This window comes from Sphingomonas alpina (assembly GCF_014490665.1).
In the GTDB taxonomy this organism is placed as follows: Bacteria; Pseudomonadota; Alphaproteobacteria; order Sphingomonadales; family Sphingomonadaceae; genus Sphingomonas; species Sphingomonas alpina.
Genome location: NZ_CP061038.1, coordinates 3,755,718 through 3,780,629, shown reverse-complemented (window position 1 = coordinate 3,780,629; position 24,912 = coordinate 3,755,718). Strand labels below are relative to the sequence as shown.

The following is a 24,912-nucleotide window of genomic DNA, read 5'->3' as shown; positions in this document are numbered from 1 at the left end:
GCGAACAGGGGGGTGCAATTCGCAGAAAAGTATCCGTTTTGGTGCTATATTGAGGCGAAGATCATCATATTTCCCGCCAATTTACTTGGCGTTCTTTGGTTCTGTACTTCACATATTTTGAACTTATAATTCTTGAATGGTGTTTCTATTTAAATAGAATGAAGAAGATTGAATAACGTTCTTTGAACCAACGGGCAAAATCTCAAAGAATCTACTTGGATAAATGGTCTGCCATCTAATATCTAAAACCAGAATTTGATCCGATGACGCTGAAGATATTTTATGGGGTCTAATACCAAGCTGTGTTGCTGCTGACCCACCTTTACTGCTTCTCCAGCGCAGGCCGGGGCCAGTCGAGAAGGCCGAAGTGACAAGGCGAAGCGCCAGGCCAACAAATGCTTGCCAACTGGCCCCGGCCTTCGCCGGGGAGGCAAGTGGAAGATGAGCCAGCGGCAACGCGAGTTGGTCTAACTTCAGCATCTGACTCTGACCGTGACCAAAGGCGGTGCAGCAAAAAAAACCGGCCGCCGGCATGTGCCGACGGCCGGTCAAATGCCAGCCGCGGAGAGGAGACGGCTGGTATTCATCAAAACATTCACCCTGTGCTGAGCCACAGGGCGCAGCAGACGGGTTGCGGTTCAGAATTTCTTCGTCACGTTGAAGCCGATGATGCGCGGGTCTAGTGTGAAGACATTGGTCGTGAGGCCGCTGTCATCGCTGTTGATGAATGCGTCGGTGATCGGCGCGTCGTTGAACACGTTCTTGACGTAGAACTGGATCGCCAGGTTTGATTCCGGCCGTTCCAGCGTCAGTGACAAATTGGTGTTGTCCCACGCCTTCAGCCGGTCGATCGAGCTATTATAGGCGCGTGCCCAACTGCTCGACTGACGGTAATAATCACTGCGCAGTGTTACCGCCCAGCTGTCGAACGGAATGGTGTATTGCGCGCCGACATTGAAGGTCCAGTGCGGCGAGTTGGGCAGTTCGTTCCCACCCAGATCGGCATAGAAACCCTTGCCGGCATTGGGGCCATCGACCAGGGGATCATAGGTGACGCCGAAGATCTGCGAATAAAAGCTGCCGGGTCGATAATCGCCGATATAGGATCCGCCGCAGAGCGGCGTGAGATAGGCCAGGGCCGATTGGTCGGTATAGAACGGGCTGGTGACGATCTTTTCGACCACGGCTTTTGGTGCAACGCAATTCGATGCCAGCTGAAGCCATGGTTTCACCAATACCCAGTCCGGATTATCCTGAGTCCGGTTCATGACGTCGATTGAACGCATTCCCTTGCCGATCCGCGTGCCGAGATATCCCAGATTGGCGTTGATGCGGAACGCGGGCACCGGCCGCCAGCTCGCCTCCAATTCGGCCCCCCAGATATTGGCGTTGTAATTCTCGTTGAGCGCGATCCGGTCAACGATCTGTGACACCTGATAATTGCGGTAATTGTAGAAGAAGGCATTGGCATTGAGCGTCAGTTTGCCGCCCGCCAATGTGTTCTTCATCCCGATCTCGAACGCGTTGACACTTTCGGGTTTGAAGGTCTCAGGCAAAGGGGCGAAGGAAAGTGCCGTGGGATCGCCATCGATGCTCGGCGGATTGGCGCCGCCGCCCTTATAGCCTCGTGAATAGGAGGTGTAGACCAATGTTTCGTCGGTGAAGGCGAGCTTGGGTTGCCAGTCGAGCACAAGCCGTCCCGTGACCCGACCCCAGTGCTGGACGATATCGGGCGAATTGCGAAAGCCGATCCCGATAACGCCGCTACCGCCGAAACCGGGTGCGAGGAGCAACTGGGTCTTGATCGGGGTCGATGTCTTCCGGTCGTCGGTGTAGCGCAGACCGGCGGTGAGCTTCAGGTCGTCCGTTGCTTGCCAGTAGAGCTCGCCGAACGCCGCGAGCGAGCGGGTTTTGGAAAGATTGCGGCTGCGAAAATAATTATGCCCCTGGCCGTTGATCTTGTTCAGCGGGTTGGGGTCGACATAGACGCAGCCCGGCTGGTTGGGGGGATTGGTGCAATCCAGTACGACCCCGCCATAATTACCGTTCCCGAACAGTCCCTGGGCCAATGCGGAAAAGAGATTGCTGAATACATAATAGTCTTCGTCGATCTTGAAGTGAAGATAATTGGCGCCGACGCTGAAATTAACCGGGCCGGCAAATGAAGACTGCAGGCGAAATTCCTGCGACCATTGCGAGCTGCGCGACTTGACCATGTCGACTGCCAGGATGCTGCGCGATGGTCCGAGCTGGGGATCATTATAGACTCCACCCGGCGCGATCCCTCCTGTGGGCAGCGGGTTGTTGAAGAAGTCGACGAGACCCGACGAGCTCCTGAACACTGGCCCTGAGTTGAATCGATTATAATCCTGGGTCGAGTAGTAGAAATCCTTGCTGTAGGCGGTTTGCGAAAAGAATCTGAGATCGGATTGGACATCGACCTCCAGATTGAGCTGGTACACGTCGTTCCGGGCACGAAAAGTGGGGTCATAGGCAGTGGCGATCTCGCGCAGGTTCCGTGATTGTGTCAGTCCGGCATAGGGATCGCGCGTCGGGTCGATCATCGTGATCGGGTTGGTGGAATCGGGAAATTGGCCCGGTGGCGCGGGGAGATAGCCGAACTGCAGCATGGCCGTGGCGGCGTTGATATAGGGCAGGCTGAACCCCTTGGGCACGCCGAATGCGCCATCATCGTAGAGTGATCCGGGCTTGCAGCTTTGACTGAGGATGCCGCGGGTAAGAAGGTCGGCGGAAATGTCGCGCCCGCCGATCATGCTCGGCCCCGGGTCGGTATGGCAGAGCTGCTTGCCGGTACGCGAGCGATCGTCCTTCTCGTTGAAATGTTCCCAGATGAAATTGGCCTTGAAGCTGCTGCTCGGTTCCCACCCTGCGCTGACCCGGGTCGACCACAGGTCGCGGCCGTTCACCCGCTTGTCGGTCACGCTGTTATAGTCGAAGCCGTCGCGCTGGGTCAGCGCTCCCGCCGCGCGGATCGCGATGGTATCCCCCAGCGGCACGTTGATCATCCCGCTCATGCGGCGAGTGTCGTAATTGCCCACTTCGGCCTTCAACGAGCCTTCGAAGGTGTCGAATTTCGGCTTGTTGGTGATCATGTTGACCACGCCGCCAGTCGCGTTGCGACCATAGAGCGTGCCCTGCGGGCCGCGCAGCACCTCGACTCGTTCGACGTCAAAATATTCCTGCTCGAACAATCTGTTGCGTAACAGCGGCGTGTTGTTGAAACTGATCGCCACCGCCGGGTCGGTCGACACCGAAAGCGCCTTGGTGCCGACACCGCGGATGGAGAAATTATAGCTGGCGAAATTCGTCTTCGAGAAGGTGACATTGGGCACCGCCCGCAGCAGTTCCGACCCGCCCTCGATCTTGAGTTCGTCGAGCGCCTTGTTCGAAAAGGCCGAGACGGCGATCGGCACGTCCTGGATACTTTCCTCGCGCTTCTGTGCCGTCACGATGATGTCGCCGCCATCGTCGTTCGCGCTATCGCTGGTCGCGGTCGACTGCCCGTCGTTTCCCACCGGGGTGATGACGAAGACATTGCCATTGCGGGTGTAGCGCAGTCCCGTCCCCAAGAGGAGTGAGCGAAGCGCGGTCTCGGCGTCCGACTTTCCCGTATAGCCCCCCGTCTTCTTCCCGTTGGTGATCGTCGCATCGGCGAGGATCGTGACTCCGCTCTGCAGTCCGAAATCGCGCAACGCGCTGTCCAGCGATTGCGGGGCGATACGAAAACTCGGCGCAGATTGTGCCTGAGCCATATCGGGCAGGGTCAGCAGGCAGGCCGTGGCGATACCGCCCAGCAGAAATCGATTGATACGCGCGGCGCGAAACTTCATCAAAAACCCCCTCCCTGTCTGGCGGGGATGAGTTCGTTGACTCTCCCCTTTTTGCCGAGGCCGTGACCGGCCCGTCATGTGTGATGACGCAGGATTTTCGGCCCGGGGGGGATCGCGGTAAAGAAACTATTGTCGCTCGCGTCTGCCGGGATGGATTGAGGGAGTGTATCGGAGTGTGCCGGCCTATCCGGCCCAGGTCCGGATCGTCGCGCTCCATGTGTGGAAAGCAGGTAATGTCCGGCGATGATATCTGTCATGTTCTGCGGGTTGGCACCGACCAGTTTGGTCATCACGATCACCGCCACGTCATCGTCGGGATAGACGAAGAAGGCGGATCGGCCACCGCCGATGCCGCCGACCGCATGGCATCAAACGCGCTCAGTGCGTTGCGTCATGCTTCTCGCGCCATTGTTTGGGCGGGTCGAGGCGGCCGCGCCAGATGCCGATTTTCCGGCCCCGGGCGTCATCCTGAGCATCCATATATTGACCTTCGACATCCATGGCCGCGCCTTGCTCGACCATTGCGAGGTTGAGTGATGTGAGATCGGATTCGCACGCACCGTCTGGTCCGCACGGCGTGTCCCGGACGAAGCAAAGGCCGACAAACCGCCCATCCGGCTCGGGCGGCCCTTCCGGGCGACAGGCAATCTGCCGGCCTTTGACGAGGCTCTGCAGATGATCGCGGGAGTCCCGGCCGCAGGGCCAGCGCTCGCTGCCGCGGACGCAATATTGTTCGAGTTCGGGCGCATCGATGGTCCAGAGATCAACCGTCACCTTGCCAATGACCAGCGTGTCTCCGTCGATGACATCGGCGGTACCGAACGGGTCGGTCGGACGGGCTTCGGTTTGCGCCGCAGCGGTCATGGCGCGTGCCGCCCGCAGCTTGTTCTGGTGTTCGACCATCTTGTGTTGGTCAGCGACCTTGATGGGATGTACCCGCGGTCGCACGGTATCATAGACCAGCGCTGCGCCAGCCCCCAGAACAGCCAGCAGTGCGACGACGATGTAGCGCGTGTGGATCACCGCCGCGGCCGGAAGCGGAAAACCGAAGACGCGCGTGCAATTCGCCGAAGTGTTTCCATCGACTGGCTCATGGCCGGGATTGTGTCGCGGTCTTGCGCCAGCCGCAACCAGTCTGCTGTTGATGACGCGACCTCGGTCATTTCGCGCCCTTCCCGGCCATGTCCGCATGGCGGTGGACCATCTTCCATTCGCCGGCCTCGCGGCGAAACACTTCCGTGACCCGGATGCGCATGTCGACCGGTTCGTCCTTGCCTGCCAGGCACATGCTGGCATTCTGAAACCCCGTCCAGAAGGCGAGGTCTCCGGCCGCTTTTTGCAGGATTTCCAGCTGCGATCTGCTGCCCGGTGCAAAGCGCTTCGCATCCTCGACATAGCGGTCCGCGACTGGTTTCGGGCCGGTGACGCTGTCGCCGCCCGGACTGTGGAAGCTGGCGGTTTCGTTGGGCGTGAGCAGTGTCTGCAACGGCGCGGCGTCACCATTGACATAGGCGTGGGCCGCCTTTGTCCGACGGTCGAAGAAGGACTCGAAATCTGCACTCATCATCATTCTCCATCATCGACCATCGGCTCCGAGCCGCTGGAGCCGGTGAACGATCGGGTCGTTAAGAGGTTTCAGGGGCGCGCGCGACCGATGGCGGAATATGGCGGCGTGCGCATCATAGTCGCTGCGCATCCGGTCGCTCGAGCGTGACAGCGACCGGTGGCGCTTCCATGGTCGCACGGAAGGAATCCCATGACGTACACTTGCCTGATCAGCGTCGAGGATCTGGCCAACTGGCCGGGCGGATCGGGCCTGGTGATCGTCGATTGCAGCTTCAGCCTGGCGGATGCCGGTGCCGGACTGGAAGAGTATCTCGCTGGTCATATCCCGGGTGCCCGATACCTCCATCTTGAGTACGACCTGTCGAGCTTGTCCGACGGCCGTAACGGCCGGCATCCGTTGCCCGATGCGCAAGTGCTGGCCGCAACCTTGCGGCGTCTGGGATTGAGCCAAGGCGATCAGGTGGTGACTTATGATGCGTCCGGCGGGCCATTTGCGGCGCGCGCCTGGTGGCTGTTGCGCTGGCTTGGCCATTCCGCGGTGGCGGTGCTCGATGGCGGTCGCAAGGCATGGGCAGAGGCCGGCCTGCCGTTCGAACAGGGGGAACTTCCCGAGCTGTCGATCGGAGATTTCGAAACAGTCGAGCCAAACCAGCGAATGACGGTCGATGCCGCCGAAGTTCTGGCGAGCATCGGAGCCCCCGATGCGCTTGTTCTCGATGCCCGCACTGCCAGCAGGTTCCGCGGCGAAGCCAACCCGCTCGATCCGATTTCCGGACGTATCCCGGGCGCGGCCAACCGTTTCTATGGCGATAATCTTGCGGCGGACGGCCGGTTCAAGCCGCCTGCCATCTTGGCCGATGAATTCGCATCGACGCTGGACGGCACGGCTCCGGCCGGCGTCATCCTGCAATGCGGGTCGGGTGTGACTGCCTGCCATAATGCGTTGGCGATGGAGGCGGCGGGGCTACGCGGCGCGCGGCTCTATCCCGGCTCGTGGAGCGAGTGGATCGTCGATCCCGAACGTCCCCGGGCGCGCGGTTGAGATGATTCCATCGATCGGCTCCGCGGCACGGTGTGCGTCGATTCTGCTGACGCTGCTGTTCCTTGCCGTGGTTCCGATGCGCGCCGCGGCGGCGGGGTCATCCACGCCGCACTATCAATTTTCCGCGCGGTTCGACGTGAAGCGCGGCACCCTTACGGCAAAGGCGATCATTACATTGCCGGCCGCAGGCGGGGAAACCGCTTTCGTGCTGGGGGAGCGCTTTACGCTGACCGAGACGTCGACCGATTGCGGCGCGCGTCCCGAGCTCGCGCCGACCGGTACGCCACTTCCCCATCTTCAGCGCATTGCGATCCGATCGGGTGAGGCGGTGCGGACGGCGTGTCGGGTGACGATCGCCTATCACGGGCCGATCGATGAAGCCGGGGAGAGATCACCGTCACTATCGGCCGACCGGATCGAGCTTGGCATCGACACGATGTGGCTGCCGGTGCGTCAGGATCTGGGCATGGCGTTCTCGATCGATGCCGACATTTCCGGACTGCCGACCGCTCTGGTGGTGATGTCTCAAGGACAGCTGACGCGCAGCGGTGATCGGCTGCGCATCCATCGCGTGATCTCGGATAGCGACCTGATGCTGGTTGGCGCGGTCGGCCTGAAGCGGATCACGGCGCCCGATGTCGAATTCTATACCGCGATTCCGGATGACCCGCTGGTCGCGAAGCTGCGCGAGAATGCGTTCGGCGCTGCTGCCTTCTATCGCAAACGGTTCGGCGCGCCGCAGGTGGGGCCGGTGCGGATGATCGTCGTACCGCGCGGCAGTGGTGCCGGCTATGCGCGGCGCGGGCTGGTGGTGATGCCGACCTTCCGCGATCCCGGTGCCCCGACGCCGCCGTTCGACGCCGCCAGCCCCGCGCGTTTCGTGGCGCATGAATTTCGCCATGCCTGGGGCTCGACCCCCGATGTGGTGTTCGCCAATTACTGGATGTCGGAGTCGGTCGCGGAATATTTCGGCCTGCGTTATGTCGAGGCAACGCTCGGCATCGCCGAACGCGACGCGATGCTCGACCGCAAGCGCGAGGTGGCCGCGAAGGCCGGACCGCTGCTTGGCGACAAACGGCCAAGCGGCGCTGCGCTTTACCAGAAAGGGCCGGTGTTGCTGTTCGCGCTCGAAGCAAAGATCGGCCGCCCCGCGCTCGACCGGATTCTGGCCCGCAGCGATCCGCCGACCACCACCGAGGCCTTTCTCGCCCGCCTGGCCGAGGTCGCCGGGCTGGCGGTCGCTGCGGGCTTCCGGGCGCGCCTGGCCGATGCGGCGTGGCAGCCGGACTGACTGGCGGAAAATGCCGCGCCGACCATCATCGCCTGCGGGAACCGGGTTTTTATTGGGGAGCGGACAGATGGGCGGACGGAACGGGATCAAGCTGGGGTTGCGCGCTTTCCTCGCCTGCATCGCACTGACGCTCGCCATGCCGGCGCTGGCCCAGGTCAGATTTTCCGTGACCTTGCCCGGCGATGCCAAGACCGGCCCGGTTACCGGGCGGCTGATTGTCGTCGCGGCCAGTTCCGATACGGCCGAACCGCGGCTGGTGATCGGCATGAACGGACCGCCATCGTTCGGGGTCGATGTGGATGCGCTCAAGCCCGGCGGGAGCATCACCGTCGGGCAGGAGTCGATTGGCTATCCGATCGACCTGAAGCGGCTGCCGCCTGGCGATTACAACATTCAGGCGGTGCTGATCCGTTATGTTCTGGCGAAGCGCTCGGACGGGCATACCATTTGGGTGCCGTCGCCGAACCCGCAACGGGCGCCGGCGTTCATGAGCGGCGGGAATCTCTACAGCAAGCCAATCAAGGTGAAGGTCGCCCCGACATCGCCGACGCCGATCGCGCTTTCGCTGACCGAGACGATTCCACCGCCCGAGCCGTTCGTCGACACGCCCTGGCTCAAGCATGTCCGCATCAAGAGCAAGATCCTGTCCGATTTCTGGGGCATCCCGATGACGATCGGCGCGACGGTGCTGTTGCCCAAGGGATTCGATGAGCATCCCGATGCGCGCTATCCCACCGTCTATGCGTTGAGCCATGGCGATGTGCCGTTCGGTTTCGATACCGATCCCGCCACGGATACGGAACGCGCCCGCGCGGGAGCCGCCGATGGCGGTCTCAAGACCGGCTATCAATTCTCACAGGAATGGCAGGGTGACCTGCCGCGCTTCGTCGCGATCACCCTCGAACAGTTCAGCCCCTATTTCTTCGAATCCTACGTCCTCAATTCGGCCAATAACGGGCCATGGGGCGACGCCATCACCAAGGAATTGATGCCGTATCTGGAAAAGAAGTTCCGGCTGATCGACCAGCCCTATGGCCGCATCACCGAAGGGGCCTCGACCGGCGGTTGGGAATCGCTCGCGTTGTTGCTCCACTATCCCGACAAGTTCGGCGGCGCATGGGTCTTCAATCCCGATCCGATCGACTTTTCGCGCTACCAGCTGACCGACGTCTACAAGGACGTGAACATGTTCGAGTTTCGGTTCAACGACTGGCAGGTGACCGATCGCCCGTTCCGCCGGACGCGCGAGGGGCAGCCGGGATTGTCGGTCCGCGACCTGTCCAAGCTCGAGGCGATGCTGGGGTCGAAGGGGCGCGGCTATTACCAGCTGGCGATCTGGCAATCGACCTATGGCCCGGTCGGCAAGGATGGCTATCCGGTGCCGCTGTTCGATCCGTTGACTGGCGTGATCGATCATGAGGTTGCCGAATATTCGCGCAGGAACGGGTATGACCTGACTGATTATGCGCGGACCAACTGGGCGACCCTGGGGCCGAAACTTGCCGGTCGGATGAATTTCTTCGCCGGCGAGCAGGATGATTTTTTCCTCAACCTGGGCGTCTATAAATTCCAGGAGATGGTCGCGCAGGTCGCCGGAGCCGATTATCCGATCCGCTTCGAATATGGCCGGCCGAAAAAAGGCCATAACTGGCACCACACCGACTGGGCCGGCGTAATCCGCGAAATGGCCGCACATGTGCGCAAGACCGCACCGGCGGGAGCGCCGCTGACCGAGTGGAACTACTGAGGGAGGACGGGCGATGAAACGGCCAGGCTGGAAATTGCCGCTCGCGTTCGGCGTTGCGGTTGGAGTCGGTGCGTTGCTGCCGGCGGGGTGGGCGATCGCGACCTCGGGTCCGCCCGACGCCAGCTTCGGCACGATCAACGCGGCGCGCATCAACATCGTCGAACCGAACGGCAAATACCGGTTGGTGATCTCCAACACGCCGCGCTTCCCGGGCCTGTTCATGGGCGGCAAGGAGTACAAGCATCACAATCGCAAGCAGGGCGGGATGCTGTTCTTCAACGATGAAGGTGATGAGGTCGGCGGCATGGGCTTTGGCAGCCGCAGCGCCGAGGGCCATCAATCGGCGAGCGCGAGCATCCTGTTCGACCAGTATAAGCAGGATCAGACCGTGGGCATGGTCTATGCGGAAAACGACAAGCAACGCACCGCTGGCCTGCGTGTCTGGGATCGTCCCGATGCATCGATCCAGCCGCTGATGGAAATGAGCGATCGTGCGTCGCGTGCGTCGACCGATGCGGAAAAGGACAAGATACGCGCCGAGATGCTCGCTCATGCCAAGGCCAATGGTGGCGTCGGCGAGGAACGCTTCTTCGCCGGCAAGCAGCTCGACGACGCGATCGTCCGGCTGGCGGACAAGCAGGGCCGGCCCCGGCTGGTGATGAAGGTCGGCGCCGACGGGCAGCCGGTGATCGAATTTCTCGGCGCGGATGGCAAGATCGTGAAGCGGATCACGCAGTAGCGCGATGCCGTCCGGGCCGTGGCGTTTGCCACGATGCCAATGCAATCGGAGACGACAGTCCTTCGGTAGTTTTTTCGTGTCTTTGCAATATCTTGGTGGTATCATCCTTTTGTGACGCGGTCGTGACATTTAGCTTGACGTAGCGTCAGATTACTGTTGCCATTGCGTCATGGAACATCAGGCCCGGCTTCTCTGGTTTGCGCGCGAAGTGCTGCCGCACGAGGCCGATGTGCGTCGCTGGCTGTTCGGGCGGATCCGCGGACTGAGTTCATGCGAACTCGATGAGGTGGTGCAGGAGGCCTATGCGCGGATCTGGGCGGCCGATATCGAACGGATCGGCAATGGGCGCGCCTATCTGTTCGTCACGGCGCGCCACATTGTCGGCGAACATGTCCGCCGCTCGCGCATCGTTTCGATCGAGCTGGTGGCGGATTTGGAATCCCTGAACATCGTCGATGATGAGATCGGCGCGCATCGCCGGCTGAGCGGCGAACAGGAAGTGGAGCGGGTCATGGCCGCGATCGCGACCCTGCCGCCCAAATGCCGGCAAGCGTTCCAGCTCAAGAAATTCGAGGAACTGTCGCAACGCGAGATTGCCGAGCGCATGGGCATCGCGGAGAGCACGGTAGAAAAGCATCTTGCAAAAGCGCTGCGGCTCGTAATGCAGGTAATGAAGGCGCCGGCGGTCGGCGCGGAGGAAGATGACGGTGGTAAGCGGAGACTTTGGGGACTCGGATGACGTCGAGTCACTCGCCGCGACCTGGGTCGTCCGTTCTGCCGAAGGACCGCTTTCCGACGTAGAGCAGCAGCGACTCGACAGCTGGCTTTCCGAAAACAGCAGGCATCTTGGCGCCTATGTCCGCGCGCAGGCAGTGTGGGTCGATATGGATCGCGTGGCCGCACTCGATGCCGGGCGTGAGATCGAGCCGGTGCCGCAGGCGCGGCACTGGCCGTGGCGGCGCATGGCGTTGGCTGCATCGGTGCTGCTCGCGATCGGTGGCGGCCTGGCCGCGCAGGACCGGCTCGGCGGCCGGATCGCGACCGCGCGCGGCGAGGTTCGCGAGGTGGCGCTCGATGACGGCTCGAAACTGTTCCTCAACGGCGACACCGTGGTCCAGGTCCGTTTCGCGGACAAGGAGCGCCGCATCCTGCTCCGGCGTGGTGAAGCATCGTTCCAGGTCGCGCACGATCGCGCGCGCCCGTTCATCGTCCAGGCCGATGATGTGGCGGTGCGCGCGGTCGGTACCGACTTCGCGGTCGGCATCCAGGATGCCGGCGGTGTTTCGGTCACGGTCGCACAGGGCGTCGTCGAGGTGACCGAAAAGGAAAGCGGGCAGCCGCGCCAGCATCGGCTGAGTCGTGACGAGCAATTCGTCGCCGCCGCGACGGGCACGCGCCGCGTCGGGCTCGACGCACGTGAAGTCAACCGGCGGCTCGCCTGGCGCAAGGGCCAGCTGGTGTTCCGTGGCCAGATGCTGGCCACCGCCGCTGCCGAGGTCAATCGCTATGCCGCCAAGCCGGTGGTGATCAACGACCCGTCGCTCGGCCGCGCCGAATTCATGGGTGTATTCAATGTCGGCGATGCGGGCGCCTTCGCCCGGGGGCCGCGGCCGCCTTCAATGGCGAGGTGGTCGAGACCGACACGGCGTTCATTCTGTCGCGGGAACAAAATTCGCCGTCGCATTAATAGCGGATTTCGCGCCGCCGCCGCTCTCTTGCCTTGAGGCCGATACAGGTCATGGGGCGGGAGACATTCAGTGGCAAAGCGGCAAGGGGCTCGAATCGTAACCAGGACGATGTTGTTGGCGGGCGCGGCAATGCTCAGCTTCGCATCGAGCGCGGCATATGCGCAGGCCAAGCAGCATTTCCGGATTCCGGCGAGCGACGCCGGCGACGCGGTACAGAATGTGGCGCAGCAATCGGGGCTGCAGGTACTGGCGCCCGACGCCGATCTGCGCGGCGTGCGCACCAACCCGATCGATGGCGACTATTCCCCGATCGACGCGCTGCACCGCATGCTTGCGGGCCATGGGCTGGAGGTCGTCGCAGGACAGGACGGCATCGTGACCATCCGCCGCGCGACGGTGGTGGGGCAGGCCGAGGTTCAGCCGGATCCGCTGGCCGAGGACATTGTGGTGACAGGGTCGCGCATCCGGCGACCCGGCTTCGACACGCTCGAAGCGACCATCGTCACCGATGCCGAAGTGATCGCACAACGCGGCTATACCAATGTCGCGCAGGTATTCGACGATACGCCGGGCTTCGTTGCCTCGGGCGTCAATCCGACCGGCGCGTCGCAAGGCACGTTCAACGCGGGGCAGAGCTTCGTCGATTTCCTCGGCCTCGGGTCGCAACGCACATTGGCGCTGATCAACGGGCGCCGCGCGGTCTCGTCCAACTCGATCTCGGGCAGCGGCAATGCGGCGTCGCCGGGGCAACAGGTCGATCTCAACGTCATTCCGGTCGGGCTGATCGAACGGGTCGAGACGATCGCGATCGGCGGCGCTCCGATCTATGGATCCGACGCGATCGCGGGCACCGTCAACATCATCCTGAAGGACAAATATCAGGGGCTCAGCGTAACCGGCCAATACGGTATCAGCGAGCGGGGCGATGCGCCGGGCTATTCGATCCGCGGCCTGGCCGGCATCAATTTCGACGAAGGCCGCGGCAATATCGCGATCAGCGGCGAATATCATGAGCAGAAGGGCATGGTACTCAGCAAGCGGGCCGGCCTTCGTTTTCTGGTGCCGCAGCCGGGATCGACGCCATCCAACAAGGTCACCAATGATCTGGTCTATGGCTATTTCACCGAGGGCGGACTGCCGTTCGACCCCAATACTTTTGATTTCATTCGCGACAGCTCGGGCCGGTCGCTCCAGTTCCAGGGCGGCGACCTTCGCGCCTATGTTCCGGGAACGAACGTCCGCGGCGCCCTGTTCGACGGCGGCGATGGCGTGCGCATGGCGGACCATTTCAGCCTGTTGTCGCCGACCAAGCGGGCGATCGTCAGCGGCATCGGCCACTATGACCTGACGCCGTCGATCCGCTTCGTGTTCGAGGGCTCTTATGCGCGCAGCGAGGGCAAGGAACTTAGCGAGGTCGCGGCGTTCACCTCGCCCTATGTCAGCGGCACGATCCTGACCGTGTCGGCCAACAATCCCTTCATCTCGTCCGCAGCGCGCAGCACGCTGGCCGCCAACGGCATCACCGGAGATTTCGTGCTGGCGCGCAATTTCAGCGATCTGCTCGATCGCGGCGGCCTGAACGTCAACACGGTCAATTTCTATCGCGCCGTCGCCGGCCTGGAAGGCAAGACCAGCCTGTTTGGCGAACCGGCGGCGTGGGAGCTCTCGGTCAATTACGGCAGGAGCCGCGCGACCACCGAGATGAGCTATATCAACGAGGACCGTTTTCTTGCCGCGGTCGATGCGGTCAGGGACGGCAGCGGCAAGATCGTTTGCGCGACCGGCGGAAACTGCGTGCCGTTCAACATCTTTGGCGAAAACGCCTTTACCGACGAGGCGGCGGACTATGTTCTCGATCGTGGCAAGGCGGTCAGCCTGAACCAGCAATTCGTTGCGACGGCAAACTTCAACGGAGCGATGCCGTTCCGCATTTCGCCCGAGCCGATCAAGTTCAACATCGGTGCCGAATATCGCAAGGAAATGGGCGACTTCAGGGTCGATCGAGTCCTCAGGTCGGGCGCGAGCCTGCTCGGCCTCGACCTCGCCAGCCCCTATTCACCCGACAAGGGAAGCTTCAACACCAAGGAGCTGTACGGCGAATTGTCGGTCCCGCTCGTGTCGGAATCGCAGGACATCCCGGTCATCAAGAATCTCAGTGCCGACGGCTCGGTGCGCTATGTCCACAATTCGATTGCCGGTGGCGATGTGACCTGGGCGGCGGGCGGGCGTTTCGCGCCGCGCCTGCCGGGGATATTCGATGGCCTGATGTTGCGCGGCACCTATGCGCGTGCGATCCGCGCTCCGGCGGTCACCGAACTCTTCTCCGGTGCATCGCCGACGCGCGGGTCGATCAGCGACCCTTGTTCGCCCGCCAATTACCAGCGCGGCGACAATCCGGCGGCGCGCACCGCCAATTGCACTGCGGCACTGAGCGCGCTGGGCATTTCCAGCCCGGCGAACTTCAATCCGACCACTGCCGGGCTCTCGCCGATCGGAACGGTGTCCGGCAACCCGAACCTCGACAATGAAAAGGCGCGCTCCTGGTCGGCGGGCATTGTTTATCAGCCCAGGCTGATCCCCGGTTTCCGGGTCTCGGCGGATTGGACGCAAATCCACTTGACCGGCGGCATCGAAAGCCTGGGGATCCAGCAGGTGCTGGGTGCCTGTTACGACAGCAATGATTTCCCGAACGCTGCCGGTTGCGGACAATTTCGCCGCCTTACCGCGGCCGAGGTCGGGCCCGGCACGGCCAATCCGACCCGGTCGGTCGGTGACATCGCAAACGGCTATCGCAGTGGATACATCAATACCGCCGGGCTCAAATTCGCCGGCCTGATCTTTGCCGCGGAATATGGTTTCGGCATGACCGCGCTGGAGAAGCAGGGCCGGATCAAGCTCGGCGCCAAGATGTTCCACAACAGCAAGTTCGAATCCCGGATCACCGATAGTGCGCCGGTCTCCAATTCGGTCGGCAGTGTCGGACTGCCCAAATGGTCGGGTCAGTTCAATCTCGGTTATCAGGGCGCGGCGCTCGATCTGCTGTTGCAGGCGCTCTATACCGGGCCGGTCAAGAACGACATTCTGGCGACATCGGCCACGATCGCCGACAAAGACAATCTGATCGGGTCCTATTGGCGGTTCAATTCGACCCTTGGCGTGCGGGTCAACGACCGCTTCTCGCTCCAGCTCGTCGTCAACAATCTGTTCGATCGCAAGCCGAGCCAGTCACAGGTGTTTTCGCGAAGCTTCGGTACCTATGACCTGATCGGGCGACGCTTCCTGTTCAGCGTGACGGCCGGACTCTGAGGCAAGATCGATGATCGGCGTGCGTGGGAGACGGCATTTGTACAGGGCAATCGGATGTCTGGCACTGACCCTGTGCCTGGCCTCTCCCACGGCGGCGGCCGACGCGCCGCCGGCCAAACGCTACACCATCGAGCAATTGATGGGCGGCGACAGTTTCGGCGGCGCATCGCTGTCGCCCGACAACAGGAAATTGCTGACGACCAGCAACCGGACCGGGATCGCCAATCTCTATGTCGTTCCGGTCGATGGCGGTCCGATCAAGCAGCTCACCGATTCAACGAAGGAGACGGTCAGCTCGATCGGCTATTTCCCGCACGACGAGCGCATCCTCTATTCGAGCGACCAGGGCGGCAACGAGCTCGCCCATATCTATGTCCGCGAAGTCGACGGGCAGGTCCGCGACGTCACGCCCGGCACCAGGCATGTCGCGCGCTTCGTCGAATGGGCGAAGGACGGCAAATCCTTCTTCGTCCAGACCAACGAACGCGACCCGCGCTATTTCGACCTCTACGAAATCGCGGCCGATGGATACGCCAGGACTCTGCTGTTCCAGAACGACAAGGCATACCAGATCCGCGCAGTGAGCGCGGACCGGCGCTATGTCGCGATGAGCCGGATCCACGACAACGCCAACAAGCGCACCTATGTCTATGACCGCACCGCCAAGGCGCTGAGCGAGGTCACCGCCGGCACGACGCCCGTTTCGAGCGAACCGCAGACCTTCGCGACGACTGGTGCGACGCTCTATTACACCACCGACAATGGCGGCGAGTTTGCCGGGCTGGCGCGGATCGATCTTGCGACCGGCACGCGCGCCACGGTCTTCGCGCCCAAATGGGACGTGGCAAGCGCCTCGCTCTCCGATGACGGCAAGACCCTGGTGGTCAGCGTCAATGAGGATGCGCGCAGCCGGCCCTATCTGTTCGACGCGACGACGCTGAAGCCGATCGCCTTTGCCGATCCGGCGCCTGGTGCGACGGTCGGGGTGCAGCTCGCCAATAATGCGCCGTTCGCGATCGTGTCGACCGCCAATGGCGCGATCCCCGGCGACGTCTCGATCCTTGACCTGAAGACCGGCAGGAAACGCCTGCTGCTCAGCGCGCAGCCGCCCGGCGTCGCACCGGGCGATCTGGTCGCGGGCAAGGTCGTGCGCTTCAAATCCTATGACGGCGTCTCCGTGCCGGGCATTCTCTATGTGCCGAGGGGCGCGAAGCCCGGCGATCGCCGCCCGGCGGTGGTCCATGTCCATGGCGGCCCGGGCGACGAAAGCCGCATCGGCTATCGCCCGCTGGTCCAGTATCTCGTCAATGGCGGCTATGTCGTGTTCGAGATCAACAATCGCGGCAGCGGTGGGTCGGGCCGCAGCTTCTACCATATGGACGACCATCGTCACGGCGATGCCGATCTCGACGATGTCGTCGCCGCCAAGAAGATGCTCGCCGAGACCGGCTTTGTCGATCCGGCCAGGGTCGCGATCCAGGGGCAAAGCTATGGCGGCTATATGACGCTTGCCGGCCTGACCTTCCGTCCCGACGCGTTCGCCGCCGGCGTCGATCTCTACGGTGTCGCCAACTGGCCGCGGCTGCTCAAGAACACGCCGGCCTGGTGGGAGGATCTGCGCCAGCTGCTCTTCACCGAGGTCGGCGATCCCGACAAGGACGACGCCTATCTGCGCAAGATCTCGCCGGTATTCCATGCCGAGCGGATCAAGCGGCCGCTGCTGGTGCTGCAGGGCGCCAATGATCCCCGCGTGCTGCCGGTCGAATCGCAGGACATCGTCGCCAAGGCCAAGGCCAATGGCGTGCCGGTCGACTATGTCGAATTCGCCGATGAAGGTCATGGCTTCCGCAAAAAGGCCAATCAGATCGTCGCCTATCGCACGATCCGCGATTTCCTCGACAAATATGTCCGCGGCGGAACTGCGCCGCGCGCGGAGGGCAATGCGGTCGCCGGCGACCTTCCGCTCGGACCATGATCGCTTTCACGCGGCGCACCCTGCTGGCGGCGGGCGCGGCTGCGGCTGCTTGCCCCGGCTGGGCGGCGGAAAGCGAGGCGGCGCGGCTCGATCGCTTCTTCGCGGCGTGTTTCCAGCGCCGGGTGTCGCGCGATCCACTCAGCCAGACCGGGCTCGGCCTCAAATCGGGCATGGACCGCTGGCCCGATACCGGCGAAGCGCGCGCCACCGAGGATGCGGCAATGGCGCGCAAGGAGCTGGCCGAACTCGCCACCTTCGACCAGGCGGCGCTCGATCCGGCACGGCGGCTGAGCTGCGCGGTGTTCGCCTATGACGGCGCCGAGACGCTGAAATCCTATCGCTGGCGTGGCAACCGCTATCCGGTCTGCCAGATGCGCGGTCCGCAACGCACCATTCCGCAGACGCTGATCAACAATCACCCGATCCGCGACCGCGCCGATGCGGAGGCCTATGTCGCGCGGCTGATCGGGGTGAAGCCCTATCTGGCGGGCATCGTGGCAGGGCTCGAGCGCCAGGCGGCGGCAGGGGTGCGGCCGCCTGCCTTCTCCTATCCGCTGGTGATCGGCAATTGCGAGAATCTGCTGCGCGGCGCGCCGTTCGGCGGCGATGGCGACAGCCCGATCCTGGCCGACTTCAAGGGTAAAATTGCCGGGCTCGGCCTGCCCGATGCCGTGCACGCGAAGCTCGTGGCCGATGCCGGGGCGGCGATGCGCGAGGGGTTCGGCCCCGGCTTCCGCCTGCTGATCGACTGGCTCAGGGCCTCGCAAGCCGTGATGTCGCATAACGACGGCGTGTGGAGCCTGCCGGATGGCGACGCCTATTATCTGGCGGCGCTCGAACTCGAAACGACCCTGCCGCTGACCCCGCAACAGGTCCACCAGACCGGCCTTGAGGAGGTCGCGCGGATCCAGGCGGCGATGCGCGAGGTGATGAAAAAGACCGGCTTCACCGGCGCGCTTCCCGATTTCTTCCGCCACGTCCAGACCGATCCGAAATTCTACTACCCCAACACGGTGCAGGGGAAGGCCGCCTATCTCGACGCGATGCGCGGCCGGATCGCCGCGGTCGAGGCGCGGCTCGGCGAGGTGATGACGCGCGTCCCCAGGGGAAAGATGGTGGTCAAGCCGGTCGAGCCCTGGCTCGAGAAATCGGCTGGCACCGCCGGCTATTTCGCCGGCGCGCCGGACGGATCGCGGCCGGGCATCCTTTACGTCAACACGGTCGAGATGCGGAACCTGCCGCGCTATGCGCTGTCCTCGCTGTCCTTCCATGAAGGCGTGCCCGGGCATCATCTCGAAAATGCCATCAGCCAGGAGTTGACCAGCCTGCCGAGCTTTCGCCGGCATGGCGGCTATACGGCCTATAGCGAGGGCTGGGCGCTCTACGCCGAGCAACTTCCCTATGCGATGGGCCTGTACGACGACCCGTATCAGGCGTTCGGGCAATTGTCCGAGGAGTTGATGCGCGCCGGCCGGCTGGTGGTCGATACCGGCGTGCATCATCTGCGCTGGAGCCGCGAGGCGGCGGTCGACTGGCTCGATCGCAACACCGCGAACGGTCATGCCGACAATATCACCGCGATCCAGCGCTACATCGTCACGCCAGGGCAGGCGACGGCGTACGAGACCGGCAAGCTCAAGATGATGGAGTTGCGCAGCCAGGCGGAGAAGACGCTTGGGCCGCGCTACGATCAGCGCCGCTTCAATGATGCGCTGCTCGGCAACGGGCCATTGCCGCTGGCCCTGCTCGATGAGACGATGACCGCGTGGATCGCGGGCGGAGGAAAGCCGACATGACCCTGACGATTTCGCGCCGGCAATTCGCCACGGGTGCCGCCGCCCTGGTCGGCACGCTCGCCGCGCCGCCGGTCTGGGCGATCGCGGGCGATGAGGACGCGCGGCTCGACGCGTTCTTCGAGCGCATCTGGCAGCGCGGGATCGATCGCAACCCGGTGCGTCAGTCGCAACTGGGCATCAAGCGCGACCAGGACAAATGGACTGACATCAGCGATGCGCGCGCGATCGAGACTATGGATCTGCTGAAACAGGATCTGGCGACCCTGCGGACCTTCGATCGCGCCAAACTCTCTCCCCAGGCGCAGATCAGCTATCGCATCTTCGCCGAGAATGCCGAAGAATCGATCGCCGGCTTTGCGCTGCGCCGCGACGATTACATCATGACTCAGATGGGTGGGCTGCACACGCGGATCCCGATCACCTTGCTCAACGCCCATCCGATCGGCGATCTGGCCGATGCGCGCGCCTATTGCGCGCGGATCGAGGGGGTTGGTCCGCTGCTCGGCCAGGTGGTGATCGAGCTTGACCGGCAGGAAAAGGCCGGGGTCAGGCCGCCGCGCTTCGTCTATGCGCTGCTGATCGAACCGAGCGAGAATATGCTCAGGGGCAGGCCATTCGATGCCGGCCCCGCCGAATGCCCGATCCTGGCCGATTTCCGGGCCAAGATCGCCAAGGCGAACCTGCCCGACACCGAGCAAGCCGCGCTGCTGGCACGCGCGGAGGCCGGGCTGACGGGGCCGTTCGGCACGGGCTATCGCACGCTGATCGCGCATCTCACTGCGGCGCAAGCGGCGGCCGATGATCGTGACGGCGTATGGAAACTGCCGCAGGGCGCGCTTTTCTATCGCCAGCAGCTGAAAAGCTACACCACGCTGCCGGTGACGCCCGCTGAACTGCACAAGCTCGGGCTCGACCAGGTTGCGCGGATTCATGACGAGATGGCGCAAATCCAGGCGAAAGTCGGTTTTGCCGGTACGCTGCAGGGCTTCTTCACATATGTCCGGACCGACCCGAAATTCTTCTATCCGGCGACCGATGCGGGCAAGGCGGCCTATATCGCGGATGCCGAACGACTGCTCGCCGAAGTTCATGCACGACAGGGCGAATTGTTCACGCGCATTCCGAAACAGGCGGTTGTCGTGCGTCCGGTCGAGGCATGGCGCGAGAAATCCGCGGCCAAGGCCTTTTACCAAAATCCGCCCCAGACCGGATCGCAGCCGGGCGTCTTCTTCATCAACCTTTACGACCTGAAGGCCCAGCCCAAATGGCAGCTCGCGGCGACGCTCTATCATGAGGCGATCCCGGGGCATCATTTCGAGACCTGCATCGCACATGATCTGGATGGCCTGCCCAGGTTTCGCCGTTTCGCCAGCAACGCCGCGTTCAGCGAGGGCTGGGGGCTTTATTCCGAGCGGCTCGCCAAGGAGATCGGGCTCTATCCCGACCCTTATGACGATTTCGGGCGGCTGTCGCTCGAACTGATGCGCGCCTGCCGGCTGGTGGTCGATACCGGCATCCATGCGATGAAATGGACCCGCAAACAGGCGGTCGATTACATGGACGCCAACATGCCGAGCAGCCATTACGACAATCAGCGCGAGGTTGACCGCTATATCGTCCTGCCCGGTCAGGCCTGTTCCTATTATGTCGGCATGCGCAAGATCGTCGAGCTGCGCGAGCGTGCCAAAGCCCGGCTCGGTGCGCGCTTCGACATTCGCGCTTTCCACGACACCGTGCTCGGCAACGGGCCGCTGCCGCTGGCGATTCTCGAACAAACGATCGACGCCTGGGTCGCGGCCGGCGGCAAGCCGGTCAGCGCATGAGGGCGCTGCTTGCCCTTGCCGCGCTGGCGATCTCGACGCCGGCGCTTGCCGCCGATGGCGAAACCACCGCGACGCAGCTCGTCCGCCGTGCCAATACCGGCGCCACCGTGGCTTGGGACATGGTCTCCGAACTGACCACGCGGTTCGGCCCGCGCCCGGCCGGTTCGGCGAGCGAGCGTGCTGCGGCGCGCTGGGCGGCGGCAAAGCTCAAGGAATATGGCTTCCGCAACGTCGCGGTGCATGATTTCGCGATCACCGGCTGGACGCGCGGGCAGGAAAGCGTGGCGATCCTGCTACCCCATCCGCAACCGCTCGCCGCGACGGCGCTTGGCGGATCGCCCGCGACGCCGGGCGGCGCGATCGAGGGGGAGGTCGTCTCGTTCGCCTCGCTCGAGGCATTGAAGCTGGCCGCGCCCGGATCGCTCGCCGGCAAGATCGCACTGGTCGATCTGGCGATGCCCCGGGGCGGGACCGGCTTCGGCTATGGCTATGTCGGCCGGGTCCGGGCGTTTGGCCCGAGCGAGGCGGCAACGCGGGGCGCGATCGGTTTTCTGATGCGCTCGGTCGGCACCGACAGCCACCGGCTGCCGCACACCGGCTCGACCCGCTACATCGACGGCAAGGTGCCGATCCCGAGTTTCGCGCTGTCGGTGCCCGACGCCGATCAGATCGCGCGGCTGGAGGCGCTGGGCGAACGGGTCCGCGTGCGGCTGTCGTCGACCGCTTCCTATCAGCCGGGTGCGATCACCAGCTACGTCACCGGCGACATCCCCGGCAGTGGCGCCGCGGATGAGATCGTGCTGCTCGGCGCGCATCTCGACAGCTGGGATCTGGGTACCGGCGCGATCGACGACGGCGCCGGCGTCGCGATCATCACGGCTGCGGCGAAACTGATCGGCGAGCAGAAGCGCCACCCGCGCCGTACGATCCGCATCGTCTTCTACGGCGCAGAGGAAGTGACTCAGCCCGACAGCGCCGATGTCAGCGGCCGTGCCTATCGCGATCCGCGCATGGCGGCCATGGCGAAGCATGTGCTGGCGATGGAAAGCGATGAGGGCGCCGATCCGATCGTCGCGCTGGCCGTGCCCGATCATCTGAAGGGCAGCGCGTTCGAGGCGGCGGCACTGCGCATCCTCGGCCCGCTCGCGATCGTGCCAGCGCGCGAGCCGCCGGGGCGCGGCGGCGTCGATATCGCGCCTTTGGTCGATGCCGGCGTGCCCGCTTTCGTGCTGCAGCAGAGCGCGAGCCGCTATTTCGACTATCACCACACTGCCGATGATACGCTCGACAAGATCGACCGTACGTCGCTCGATCAGAATGTCGCGGCCTGGGCGGGACTCATCTGGCTTGCCGCCGATGGCGATACCGATTTCAGGCCCAGGGGGACCGCAAAATGAGCTTCCGCCGTTCGCTTGCTGCACTGGCCTTCGCGCTGGCGCTGACCGCTGCCGCGCCCGCGCCGCGCACGACCTATATCCAGGCCGGGCGCCTGCTCGCCGATCCTGCGACCGGCCGGGTCGAGAGCAACAAGACGATCGTGGTGCGCGACGGCCGCATCGTCGAAATCCGCGACGGCTTTGTCGATGGGCCCGATGGCGATGTGGTCGATCTGCGCGATCGCTTTGTCCTGCCCGGCCTGATCGATAGCCATGTCCATATCTGTCATGAGAACGGCCCCGACGACAAATTGCGCCGCACGGTGCAGACCGCGTCGGATCTCGCCATTCAGGGGGTGATGAACGCGCGCAAGATCCTTGGCGCGGGCTTCACCACGGTGGCCGATCTGGGCGAGGAGAATGAAGCGATCTTCGCGCTGCGCGACGGCATCGCGCAAGGCAAGGTGCCGGGGCCGCGCATCGTCGCGGCGGGCAATGTGATCAGCCCGCATGGCGGCGAAGGCGATGTGTTCGGCTATCGCCCCGAGGTGATCCGGGCGCTGCAGCGTCCCAATCTCTGCTCCGGTGCGGATGATTGCCGCCGCGTGGTGCGCCAGCAGATCCAGCGCGGTGCCGATGTCATCAAGGTGGTGGCGACCGGTGCCGTCCTGTCCGACATCGCCGCCGGGCTGGGCCAGCAATTCACTCAGGAGGAACTCAACGCGATCGTCGGGACCGCCCATAATCTCGGCCGGCGCGTCACCGCCCATGCGCACGGTGCCAACGGCGTCAACGCGTTCCTGATCGCGGGCGGCGATTCGATCGAGCACGGCACCTATCTCGATGCGGAATCGATCCGGCTGTTCAAGGCGAAGGGCGCCTATCTCGTGCCGACGCTGCTCGCCGGCGACACCGTTACGCTGTGGGGCAACGATCCCAATTCCTTTCTCAGCCCCGCGGCGAAGGCCAAGGCGGTCGAGGTCGGGCCGAAGATGCTCGACATGGCGCGCCGCGCGCATGCGGCGGGCGTGAAGATCGCGTTCGGCACGGATTCGAGCGTCAGCCGCCACGGCGACAATGCGCGCGAATTCACCTTGCTGGTGCGCGCCGGCCTGACCCCGCTCGAGGCGATCCGTGCGGCGACGACCAGCGGTGCCGATCATCTCGGGCTGGCCGGCAAGGTCGGTGCGCTCAAGCCCGGCATGGCCGCCGATATCGTCGCGACCACGGGCGACCCGCTCGCCGACGTTTCGATGCTCCAGAAAATCTCCTTCGTCATGAAGGGTGGCGAGGTGTTCGAACGATGATCCGCCTGCTTGCCGCGCTGCTGCTCGCCCTGACGCCCTTTGCCGCGCATGCCGCCGACACCATTCATTATGATGTTCGCGCGACGATCGGCGCGGACGGCATGCTCGATGCCGATGTCCGGATCACCTTGCCCGAGGCTGCGGCGGGGACAGGCAAGGCGTTCCTGCTCGGCCGTCGTTTCGTGCTCGTACCCGGCGATTTCGGCGGCGATGTGCGGGTGGAGACGGTGGCGGCCGAAACCCCGGTCGCTGCACTGAACCGGATCACGCTCAGCTATCCCGCCGGCAAGCGGACGTTGCGCTTCCGCTATCGCGGCCCGCTCGCACCGGCCGAGACCGACGGCGTGGCGCCGATCCGGCCCGAGGGGGTCGAACTGTTCATCGACCATATGTGGCTGCCCTTCGGCGCGGACATCCAGACCATGTTCGACGTCGACGCGCGGATCGACGGACTGGCCAAAGATCTCATTGTCGTCGCGCAGGGCGAGGTCAGGCGCACGTCGACCGGCGTCATCATTCACCGCCCGCAGCTCGATGTGGATCTGCCGCTGGTAGCAATGCGCGGGCTGCACAAGGCGGCGGGGCCGGGGGTCGAATATTATGCCACCGACCTGACCACGCCGGTCTCGCAACTCTATCAGCGCCATGCGCTGGCGGCCTCGGCCTATCTGGCGAAATGGTTCGATCCGTTGCCCGATCCGATCCGCATGGTCGCGGTCTCGCGTGCGCGCCGGCTGGGCTATAGCCGGACCGGCTATACCGTGGTCAATGACAGCGGCCGCCCCGAAGGCCCGCTGGTCGAGGCCGGGACCGCGCGTCATGTCGCCCATGAATTCGCTCATGCCTGGTGGCGCTCGGCAAGTCCGCTCACTGACGATTTCTGGCTGGTCGAATCGACTGCCGAATATGTCGCGATCCGCTATATCGACGCGACAATGGGACCGGATACGGCCAGGCAGTTGCTTGACGCCAAGCGTGCCGAGGCGGCCAAGGCGGGGCCGGTGATGGGCCATGGCCGCCCCAACCGCGTCCAGCTCTATCAGAAGGGGCCATTGCTGCTGTTCGACCTGGAACAGCGCATCGGCCGCGACAGGATGGACACGCTGCTGCTTGAGGTCAGCCGGACCACGCCCAATACCACGAAGCAGTTCCTCGACCTGCTGACCCGTATCGCCGGCAAGGATGCGGCGAGCGCATTCGATGCCGCGCTGCATGCGGGCTAGGGAGGCTCCGGCTTTACTCCCCGACTGTGCCGATTCAACCCGGCTGCAGGTCATGACAGAGTGGCGGAGGACGGGGCGCCAGCCGGCGCTCCGCCCCGCTCTTTGACATGACCGGACACTATCGAGCCTTGCCGCGACCGCTGTTCCGGCAAATAACAGGGGTCAGCCCACCCCTGTTATTA

General features: G+C 63.8%; 17 protein-coding genes. 13 read left to right on the top strand and 4 right to left on the bottom strand.

Going from position 1 to position 24,912, the window contains the following annotated elements:
- Positions 1–123: 123 nt before the first annotated feature.
- The 4 genes from H3Z74_RS17635 to H3Z74_RS17620 all read right to left on the bottom strand — a co-directional run bounded on the left by H3Z74_RS17635 (position 124) and on the right by H3Z74_RS17620 (position 5,415).
- The gene (locus tag H3Z74_RS17635; RefSeq protein WP_187760880.1) at positions 124–480 is read right to left on the bottom strand and encodes a hypothetical protein; all 357 of its coding nucleotides are present in this window, start codon (positions 478–480) and stop codon (positions 124–126) included.
- Positions 481–638: 158 nt separating this feature from the next.
- Positions 639–3,851 (bottom strand): TonB-dependent receptor, encoded by a 3,213-nt coding sequence (locus H3Z74_RS17630; RefSeq protein WP_229726646.1) that lies wholly within the window; start codon positions 3,849–3,851, stop codon positions 639–641.
- Between the two features lie 378 nt (positions 3,852–4,229).
- Positions 4,230–4,874, bottom strand: coding sequence for a thermonuclease family protein (locus tag H3Z74_RS17625; RefSeq protein WP_187760879.1), 645 nt, complete (start codon positions 4,872–4,874; stop codon positions 4,230–4,232).
- 136 nt (positions 4,875–5,010) lie between these two features.
- Entirely contained in the window at positions 5,011–5,415 is a 405-nt protein-coding gene (locus H3Z74_RS17620) for a YybH family protein (protein WP_187760878.1), read from the bottom strand.
- Positions 5,416–5,607: 192 nt separating this feature from the next.
- On the opposite strand from H3Z74_RS17620, the gene H3Z74_RS17615 reads away from it, so the two are divergent.
- The 13 genes from H3Z74_RS17615 to H3Z74_RS17555 all read left to right on the top strand — a co-directional run bounded on the left by H3Z74_RS17615 (position 5,608) and on the right by H3Z74_RS17555 (position 24,730).
- Positions 5,608–6,459: a sulfurtransferase gene (locus H3Z74_RS17615; protein WP_187760877.1), complete on the top strand. Its 852-nt coding sequence runs from the start codon at positions 5,608–5,610 to the stop codon at positions 6,457–6,459.
- 1 nt (position 6,460) lies between these two features.
- A complete protein-coding gene (locus H3Z74_RS17610) occupies positions 6,461–7,750 on the top strand; it encodes a M1 aminopeptidase family protein (protein WP_187760876.1) in 1,290 nt (429 codons plus the stop codon).
- Positions 7,751–7,817: 67 nt separating this feature from the next.
- Positions 7,818–9,497 (top strand): alpha/beta hydrolase-fold protein, encoded by a 1,680-nt coding sequence (locus H3Z74_RS17605; protein WP_187760875.1) that lies wholly within the window; start codon positions 7,818–7,820, stop codon positions 9,495–9,497.
- 13 nt (positions 9,498–9,510) lie between these two features.
- Positions 9,511–10,236 (top strand): hypothetical protein, encoded by a 726-nt coding sequence (locus H3Z74_RS17600; RefSeq protein WP_187760874.1) that lies wholly within the window; start codon positions 9,511–9,513, stop codon positions 10,234–10,236.
- A 169-nt stretch (positions 10,237–10,405) separates the two neighbouring features.
- Positions 10,406–10,975 (top strand): RNA polymerase sigma factor, encoded by a 570-nt coding sequence (locus tag H3Z74_RS17595; protein WP_187760873.1) that lies wholly within the window; start codon positions 10,406–10,408, stop codon positions 10,973–10,975.
- Positions 10,938–11,960, top strand: a complete 1,023-nt coding sequence (locus tag H3Z74_RS17590) for a FecR family protein (protein WP_187760872.1) — start codon at positions 10,938–10,940, stop codon at positions 11,958–11,960. The genes H3Z74_RS17595 and H3Z74_RS17590 overlap by 38 nt, the downstream gene beginning before the upstream one ends.
- A 78-nt stretch (positions 11,961–12,038) precedes the next feature.
- Entirely contained in the window at positions 12,039–15,230 is a 3,192-nt protein-coding gene (locus H3Z74_RS17585; protein ID WP_187760871.1) for a TonB-dependent receptor, read from the top strand.
- 37 nt (positions 15,231–15,267) lie between these two features.
- A complete protein-coding gene (locus H3Z74_RS17580; protein WP_187760870.1) occupies positions 15,268–17,205 on the top strand; it encodes a S9 family peptidase in 1,938 nt (645 codons plus the stop codon).
- Positions 17,202–19,001, top strand: a complete 1,800-nt coding sequence (locus tag H3Z74_RS17575) for a DUF885 domain-containing protein (protein ID WP_187760869.1) — start codon at positions 17,202–17,204, stop codon at positions 18,999–19,001. Before H3Z74_RS17580 ends, H3Z74_RS17575 begins: the two co-directional genes overlap by 4 nt.
- Entirely contained in the window at positions 18,998–20,824 is a 1,827-nt protein-coding gene (locus H3Z74_RS17570; RefSeq protein ID WP_187760868.1) for a DUF885 domain-containing protein, read from the top strand. The genes H3Z74_RS17575 and H3Z74_RS17570 overlap by 4 nt, the downstream gene beginning before the upstream one ends.
- A complete protein-coding gene (locus H3Z74_RS17565) occupies positions 20,821–22,221 on the top strand; it encodes a M28 family peptidase (protein ID WP_187760867.1) in 1,401 nt (466 codons plus the stop codon). The genes H3Z74_RS17570 and H3Z74_RS17565 overlap by 4 nt, the downstream gene beginning before the upstream one ends.
- Positions 22,218–23,507, top strand: a complete 1,290-nt coding sequence (locus H3Z74_RS17560) for a metal-dependent hydrolase family protein (protein WP_187760866.1) — start codon at positions 22,218–22,220, stop codon at positions 23,505–23,507. Before H3Z74_RS17565 ends, H3Z74_RS17560 begins: the two co-directional genes overlap by 4 nt.
- The gene (locus tag H3Z74_RS17555) at positions 23,504–24,730 is read left to right on the top strand and encodes a gluzincin family metallopeptidase (RefSeq protein WP_187760865.1); all 1,227 of its coding nucleotides are present in this window, start codon (positions 23,504–23,506) and stop codon (positions 24,728–24,730) included. The genes H3Z74_RS17560 and H3Z74_RS17555 overlap by 4 nt, the downstream gene beginning before the upstream one ends.
- Positions 24,731–24,912: the final 182 nt, after the last annotated feature.